Raw genomic sequence first — 6,261 nt, forward strand, 5'->3', positions numbered from 1 at the left:
GGTGCTTCGGCGCGGCGGCACACGGGGCCGGGAGGCTGCCCCCCCCCACTCGGCTCTGCCGGAGAGCGCGCAGCCCCGCCGCACCGCCTCCACCCCGCAGAGCGATCCCGTCAGCCGCGCTCCCGCTCCTCCACATACGCGTTGTACGCGGCCACCTGCGCCCGCCGGGCCACCCGCTCCACCGGCCGCAGCGCGTTCCCCCGCGCCGCCATCTCCGACGCGCTCACCGCGCCGCCCGGCCCGTGCTCGTACGCCACCGACACGAGCAGCCCGACCCGCCGGGCCAGTTCCAGCACCCGGACGGCCCGCGCCGGATAGCCCGGCGCCAGCAGCTCACCCGGCCCCGCTTCCGCCCGGGCCCGGTACGCGTCGATCGCCGCCTCGGCGGCCGGCCCGCCACCCGCCACATCGAGCCCCGACAGCACCGCCGTCGCCTCCCGCAGCGCCTCGGCCAGCTCCCGTTCCGCCTCGCCGAGCGACGGTACGTCGGCCGGCGGCGCCTCACGGACCGGCAGACAGTGCCAGACCACCTCACGGTGCAGATCGCCCTCCGGGCCCGCCTCGTACAGCTCGGGCACCAGCCCCAGCGACACCCCGAAGGCGGTGACCGCCTCCTCCGCCTCCAGCGCCCGCGTGTTGAACTCCGGCGGTCCGCTGAGGCCCAGCGGATGCCCCGCTGTGGGCATCGCCACCCGAAAGCCGGTCACACCGAGTGCCCGCAGCCGCCCCAGCGCCAGCGTGAGCCCGACCGGCCCCTCCTCGCCCGGCAGCCCCTCCACCCGGTGCACCGCGTCCCCGCCGACGATGGCGAGTGCGGCGTCATCCGGCGATACAATTCCGGCCAACAGGGCATTTCCCCATGCGGCCAGCCGTCCTGAGCGTGGTTCCGTGAACATGACCCCAGCGTAGGGAACGGACCTAGACGCCGGTGAACTTCTCAGGTGGCGTAGGTTTTCCCTTAGGGAGCTGCGCCCACAGGCGCACGCGCGAACCGAGACTGCATGGGGAGACAACGCGCTCATGAGCGATGTACTGGAGCTGCTGGACGTATCGGTGGTCCGCGACGGACGTGCTCTGGTGGACGACGTCTCCTGGGCGGTGAAAGAGGGGGAGCGCTGGGTGATCCTCGGCCCCAACGGCGCGGGCAAGACCACCCTCCTCAACATCGCGTCCAGCTACCTCTTCCCGACCACGGGCACCGCGTCGATCCTCGGCGAGCAGCTCGGCAAGCCCGGCACCGACGTCTTCGAGCTGCGCCCACGCATCGGTATGGCGGGCGCCGCCATGGCCGAGAAGATGCCCAAGCGGCAGACCGTCCTCCAGGTCGTCCTCACCGCGGCCTACGGCATGACGGCCACCTGGCACGAGGACTACGAGGAGGTCGACGAGCAGCGCGCCCGCGCCTTCCTCGACCGCCTGGGCATGACCGAGTTCCTCGACCGCAAGTTCGGCACCCTCTCCGAGGGTGAGCGCAAGCGCACCCTCATCGCCCGCGCGATGATGACCGACCCCGAACTGCTGCTGCTCGACGAGCCCGCCGCCGGTCTCGACCTCGGCGGCCGCGAGGACCTCGTACGCCGTCTCGGCCGGCTGGCCAAGGACCCGTACGCCCCCTCGATGGTGATGGTGACCCACCACGTCGAGGAGATCGCCCCGGGCTTCACCCACGTCCTGATGATCCGTCAGGGCAAGGTGCTGGCCGCCGGTCCGATGGAGACCGAGCTGAGCTCCCGCAACCTCTCGCTCTGCTTCGGGCTGCCGCTCGTCGTCGAACAGCGCGGCAACCGCTGGACCGCGCAGGGCCTTCCGCTCGGCTGAGAGGTTCCGCACCCCCGGACGAAAGACCCCTGCGCCCTGTCCCCGGAGGGGACTGCAGCCCTACCATGACCCCGTGGACATCGAGGCATGGGTGTGGTGGCTGATCGGGGCCGCGGGGCTGGGAATCCCGCTCGTCGTCACCGCCATGCCCGAATTCGGGATGCTGGCCGTGGGAGCGGTCGCCGCATCGGCCGCCGCCGGGCTCGGCGCCGGACCGGTGCTCCAGGTCCTCGTCTTCGTGATCGTGTCCGTCGCGCTCATCGCCGTCGTACGCCCCATCGCGAACCGGCACCGGTCCCAGCGGCCCGAACTGGCCACCGGAATCGATGCGTTGAAGGGCCGTCAGGCCGTCGTCCTGGAACGGGTCGACGGCAGCGGAGGCCGTATCAAGCTCGCCGGAGAGGTCTGGTCGGCGCGGGCCCTCGACGGCGACAGCAGTTATCAGCCAGGTCAGCAGGTGGACGTCGTGGAGATCGACGGAGCGACAGCGGTCGTCCTGTGACAGAACCCCACACACGGCAGACCGAGGTCTGCGAAGATCGATCATCGGGAACTGCCGGCAATCGAAGGGCACGGGGAGCACGATGCCATCCGTCATCATCGTTCTGATCATTCTGGTGGTGCTGGTCTTCATCGCCCTGATCAAAACGATCCAGGTGATCCCACAGGCCAGCGCCGCCATCGTCGAACGGTTCGGCCGCTACACACGCACGCTCAACGCCGGGCTGAACATCGTCGTTCCGTTCATCGACTCGATCCGCAACCGGATCGACCTCAGGGAACAGGTCGTTCCCTTCCCGCCGCAGCCGGTGATCACCCAGGACAACCTGGTCGTCAACATCGACACCGTCATCTACTACCAGGTGACCGACGCCCGCGCCGCGACCTATGAAGTGGCCAGCTACATCCAGGCGATCGAGCAGCTCACCGTCACCACCCTCCGCAACATCATCGGCGGCATGGACCTGGAGCGGACCCTGACCTCCCGTGAGGAGATCAACGCGGCACTGCGCGGCGTCCTCGACGAAGCCACCGGCAAGTGGGGCATCCGCGTCAACCGTGTCGAGCTGAAGGCCATCGAGCCGCCCACCTCCATCCAGGACTCGATGGAGAAGCAGATGCGCGCCGACCGGGACAAGCGCGCCGCGATCCTCCAGGCCGAAGGTGTCCGGCAGTCCGAAATCCTGCGCGCCGAGGGCGAGAAGCAGTCGGCCATCCTCCGGGCCGAAGGTGAGGCCAAGGCGTCGGCGCTGCGCGCGGAGGGCGAGGCCCAGGCCATCCGTACGGTCTTCGAGTCGATCCACGCGGGCGACGCGGACCAGAAGCTGCTCGCCTACCAGTACCTCCAGATGCTCCCGAAGATCGCCGAGGGTGACGCCAACAAGCTCTGGATCGTGCCGAGCGAGATCGGCGACGCACTCAAGGGACTCAGCGGAGCCTTCGGGAACCTCGGCGAGAACGTCCCCGGCTTCAACACCGGCAAGGAGTCGCCGGCCCCGCCGGCCGCCAGGCGCCCCTCCGAGTAACAACCGCCGCGGACCCTCCGCGCACCACGAGAATCAGCCCGCCTCCGGACCTCCGGGGCGGGCTGACGCGGTCTGCGGCGGCCGGGGGTTACGCGGTCTGCGGGAGCCAGTCCGGCAGCGCCCGACGGTCACCGGCCCCGAGCGCCAGCATCATCGCGTCGGCAGGCGTCGGCACGAAGGGCCTGCGCAGCAGCGGCATCCCGGCCTGCTCCGGCGTACGGGCCGCCTTACGGTGATTGTCCTCGGCGCAGGAGGCGACCGTATTGAGCCAGGTGTCCTGGCCGCCCTGGGCACGCGGCACCACATGGTCGACGGTGGTCGCCCGCCGCCCGCAGTACGCGCATCGGTGCTGGTCGCGGACCAGCACCCCCCGTCTCGACCACGGTGCCTGTCTTCGGAACGGCACCCGGACATATCTGCAGAGCCTGATCACGCGGGGCACCGGCAGCTCGACAGCGGCCGCCCGCACCCGCAGTCCGGGGTGGGCCTGCTCGACCACGGCCTTGTCCTGGAGCACCAGGACCACCGCGCGGTTGAGCGTCACCGTCGACAGCGGCTCGAAGCTGGCGTTCAGTACCAGTGTGTCCCGCATGGTGCCCACCTCCGTGTGCCGGCCCACCCCCGGTGGGGCTGGGATCAACTCTGGCCGGGCACGCCACGATGGACAACGCAATAAAAAAGGCCCTGCCCTGATCTCTCCAAGACCGGGGCAGGGCAAACAGACGCGCGGGCTTCAGCTTTCGGCGGGAGCCGCGTACTCGGCGATGAGCTGGGCGCGTGCCAGCGTATGGAAACGCAGATTGAAGCCGACCGCGGCAGGCGGGGTGTCCGAGTCGATCCCGAGCTGCGGGGTGTCCACCGCGTACACGGTGAAGACATAGCGGTGGTTCTCACCGGCCGGCGGCGCGGCGCCGCCGAACTCCTTCGCACCGTAGTCGTTACGGGCCTGGACCGCGCCCGGCGGCAGCCCGTTGAACGCACCACTGCCCGCGCCCGCCGGAAGCCCGGTCACCGAGGCCGGGATGTCGAACAGCGACCAGTGCCAGAACCCGCTGCCCGTGGGCGCGTCGGGATCGAAGCAGGTCACGGCGAAGCTCCTGGTCTCCGGCGGGAACCCCTCCCACCGCAGCTGCGGCGAGGTGTTCCCCGCCGCGTACACCTGAGCGTCCTTCAATACCGACCCCGGCGCGATGTCCTCGCTCACCACCGTGAACGAGGGCACCGGCGGATGAAAGTCATGGGGGAGCGGCGGCTTACTGAGCCCGGTCACGACGGCACCTCCTGCATCAGCTGTCAGTTCCGCATCCGACACTAGAGCCAGTTCCGCCGGCCACCCACATCGGCCAGCCACTGATGGAGGTATCCCGTCCAGTCGGTCTCCCGGAAATCGTGCAGACCCACCTGGAACGCCCGGTACGAGTCGCTGCCCTCGCTGAAGAGGCCCGGCTTCTTGTCCATTTCGAGTATCACGTCCATCTCACGGTCGTCCGTGACGAAGGTCAGCTCGACCTGGTTGAGACCCCGGTACCGCTCCGGCGGGCAGAACTCGATCTCCTGGTAGAAGGGGAGCAGCTGGCGCGTGCCGCGGATGTGGCCGCGCTCCAGATCCGCGCTCACGAAGCGGAAGCCGAGCTCACCGAAGGCATCCAGAACCGCCTGCTGGGCCGGGAGCGGATGCACCTGGATGGGATCCAGGTCCCCGGAGTCCAGCGCCCGCGCGATCTCCAGCTCCGTCGTCACCCCGATGTGCATACCGGGCAGCGGCCGACCCGCGATGTTCGTGATCGGGGTCTCCCAGGGTATTTCGAGCCCGAAGGGCACCACACGCAGGGCGCCCGCGGCGATCGCCAGATCCCCGCCCAGCCGCAGCTGGGTGAACTCGATGTCCTGCTTGACCTCGTGGTCGCCGCTCTCGATCTCCACCCGCCCCTGGAGCCCCACGGAAAGCCCCTCGATCCGCTGGTCGACCGCGCCGCCCTGGATCCTCACCCGCCCCTGGACCACACCGCCCGGTACGACGTTCGGCTCGGACAGCTCCGTCTCCACCGAAGCACCGCCGGCCCCCAAGCTCGCGAGCAGTCTCCTGAACCCCATGCCCACCGCGCTCCTCTCACCTCATCGATCCTTTTTGATCTTGCCCCCCCATTACATACGCGTCCTCGCGCGGCCCCGCCGGCCGTTCCCCGTTACGCTCGTCAGCCATGAGCGCCAGTCCGGACCGTACGCCCCTGCCACGCCACTTCTTCGAGCGCTCCGTACTGGAGGTGGCCCCGGACCTGCTGGGCCGCACCCTGGTCCGCCGCACGCCGGACGGCCCGATGGAGCTGCGCCTCACCGAAGTGGAGGCGTACGCGGGGGAAGCCGACCCGGGTTCGCACGCCTACCGGGGGCGGACGCCCCGCAACGAGGTCATGTTCGGTCCGCCCGGCCATGTGTACGTCTACTTCACCTACGGCATGTGGCACTGCATGAACCTGGTCTGCGGCCCCGACGGCAGTGCGAGCGGAGTGCTGCTCCGCGCGGGAGAGGTGACGGCGGGCGCCGAGCTGGTACGTGTACGCCGCCCCGCGGCCCGCCACGACAGGGAACTGGCGAAGGGCCCGGCCCGCCTCGCGACCGGTCTTGACGTCGACCGCTCGCTGAATGGCGCCGATGTCTGTGCGGCCGACGACACCGTCCTCGCGATCCTCACGGGTACGCCGCCCGTCGCCGGCCTGGTACGCAGCGGCCCCCGCACGGGAGTTGGCGGGGAGGGGGCGCACCAGCCATGGCGTTTCTGGATCGACGGCGATCCCACGGTCAGCCCGTACCGGGCACATGTTCCGCGCAGGAAGTGGGCTTGACTCGGCCGGTCGGGACACCTAATGTAGTCCGAGCCGCTTGACACGGGCACTGCTATCGGAACGGCCCATCGGAC

8 protein-coding genes are annotated in these 6,261 nt (G+C 70.0%); 4 read left to right on the forward strand and 4 right to left on the reverse strand.

Annotated features, from left to right (window positions below):
* Positions 1-110 precede the first annotated feature (110 nt).
* Complete coding sequence (locus OG510_RS30195) at positions 111-896, reverse strand: hypothetical protein (RefSeq protein WP_406140953.1); 786 nt, start codon at positions 894-896, stop codon at positions 111-113.
* 124 nt (positions 897-1,020) lie between these two features.
* On the opposite strand from OG510_RS30195, the gene OG510_RS30200 reads away from it, so the two are divergent.
* The 3 genes from OG510_RS30200 to OG510_RS30210 all read left to right on the forward strand — a co-directional run bounded on the left by OG510_RS30200 (position 1,021) and on the right by OG510_RS30210 (position 3,344).
* Entirely contained in the window at positions 1,021-1,818 is a 798-nt protein-coding gene (locus OG510_RS30200; protein ID WP_164267483.1) for an ABC transporter ATP-binding protein, read from the forward strand.
* A gap of 73 nt (positions 1,819-1,891) precedes the next feature.
* Complete coding sequence (locus OG510_RS30205) at positions 1,892-2,320, forward strand: NfeD family protein (protein ID WP_406140955.1); 429 nt, start codon at positions 1,892-1,894, stop codon at positions 2,318-2,320.
* An 82-nt stretch (positions 2,321-2,402) separates the two neighbouring features.
* The gene (locus OG510_RS30210; protein WP_164267481.1) at positions 2,403-3,344 is read left to right on the forward strand and encodes an SPFH domain-containing protein; all 942 of its coding nucleotides are present in this window, start codon (positions 2,403-2,405) and stop codon (positions 3,342-3,344) included.
* Between the two features lie 88 nt (positions 3,345-3,432).
* On the opposite strand, the gene OG510_RS30215 is transcribed toward OG510_RS30210, so the two are convergent.
* The 3 genes from OG510_RS30215 to OG510_RS30225 all read right to left on the reverse strand — a co-directional run bounded on the left by OG510_RS30215 (position 3,433) and on the right by OG510_RS30225 (position 5,438).
* Complete coding sequence (locus tag OG510_RS30215) at positions 3,433-3,936, reverse strand: HNH endonuclease (RefSeq protein ID WP_406140958.1); 504 nt, start codon at positions 3,934-3,936, stop codon at positions 3,433-3,435.
* 141 nt (positions 3,937-4,077) lie between these two features.
* On the reverse strand, positions 4,078-4,614 hold the full coding sequence (locus tag OG510_RS30220; RefSeq protein ID WP_164267485.1) for a YbhB/YbcL family Raf kinase inhibitor-like protein: 537 nt from the start codon (positions 4,612-4,614) through the stop codon (positions 4,078-4,080).
* A 41-nt stretch (positions 4,615-4,655) separates the two neighbouring features.
* Positions 4,656-5,438: a sporulation protein gene (locus OG510_RS30225; protein WP_406140960.1), complete on the reverse strand. Its 783-nt coding sequence runs from the start codon at positions 5,436-5,438 to the stop codon at positions 4,656-4,658.
* 107 nt (positions 5,439-5,545) lie between these two features.
* Here OG510_RS30225 and OG510_RS30230 point away from each other — a divergent pair, with 107 nt between their 5' ends.
* A complete protein-coding gene (locus OG510_RS30230; protein WP_406140962.1) occupies positions 5,546-6,187 on the forward strand; it encodes a DNA-3-methyladenine glycosylase in 642 nt (213 codons plus the stop codon).
* The last annotated feature ends 74 nt before the right edge of the window (positions 6,188-6,261 follow it).

It is taken from the genome of Streptomyces sp. NBC_01089 (assembly GCF_045162975.1).
GTDB lineage: Bacteria > Actinomycetota > Actinomycetes > Streptomycetales > Streptomycetaceae > Streptomyces.

Coding starts and splice junctions, on each gene's coding strand:
- OG510_RS30210 (WP_164267481.1), top strand. CDS start 2,403: ATGCCATCCGTCATCATCGTTCTGATCATTCTGGTGGTGCTGGTCTTC.
- OG510_RS30215 (WP_406140958.1), bottom strand. CDS start 3,936: ATGCGGGACACACTGGTACTGAACGCCAGCTTCGAGCCGCTGTCGACG.
- OG510_RS30200 (WP_164267483.1), top strand. CDS start 1,021: ATGAGCGATGTACTGGAGCTGCTGGACGTATCGGTGGTCCGCGACGGA.
- OG510_RS30195 (WP_406140953.1), bottom strand. CDS start 896: ATGTTCACGGAACCACGCTCAGGACGGCTGGCCGCATGGGGAAATGCC.
- OG510_RS30230 (WP_406140962.1), top strand. CDS start 5,546: ATGAGCGCCAGTCCGGACCGTACGCCCCTGCCACGCCACTTCTTCGAG.
- OG510_RS30225 (WP_406140960.1), bottom strand. CDS start 5,438: ATGGGGTTCAGGAGACTGCTCGCGAGCTTGGGGGCCGGCGGTGCTTCG.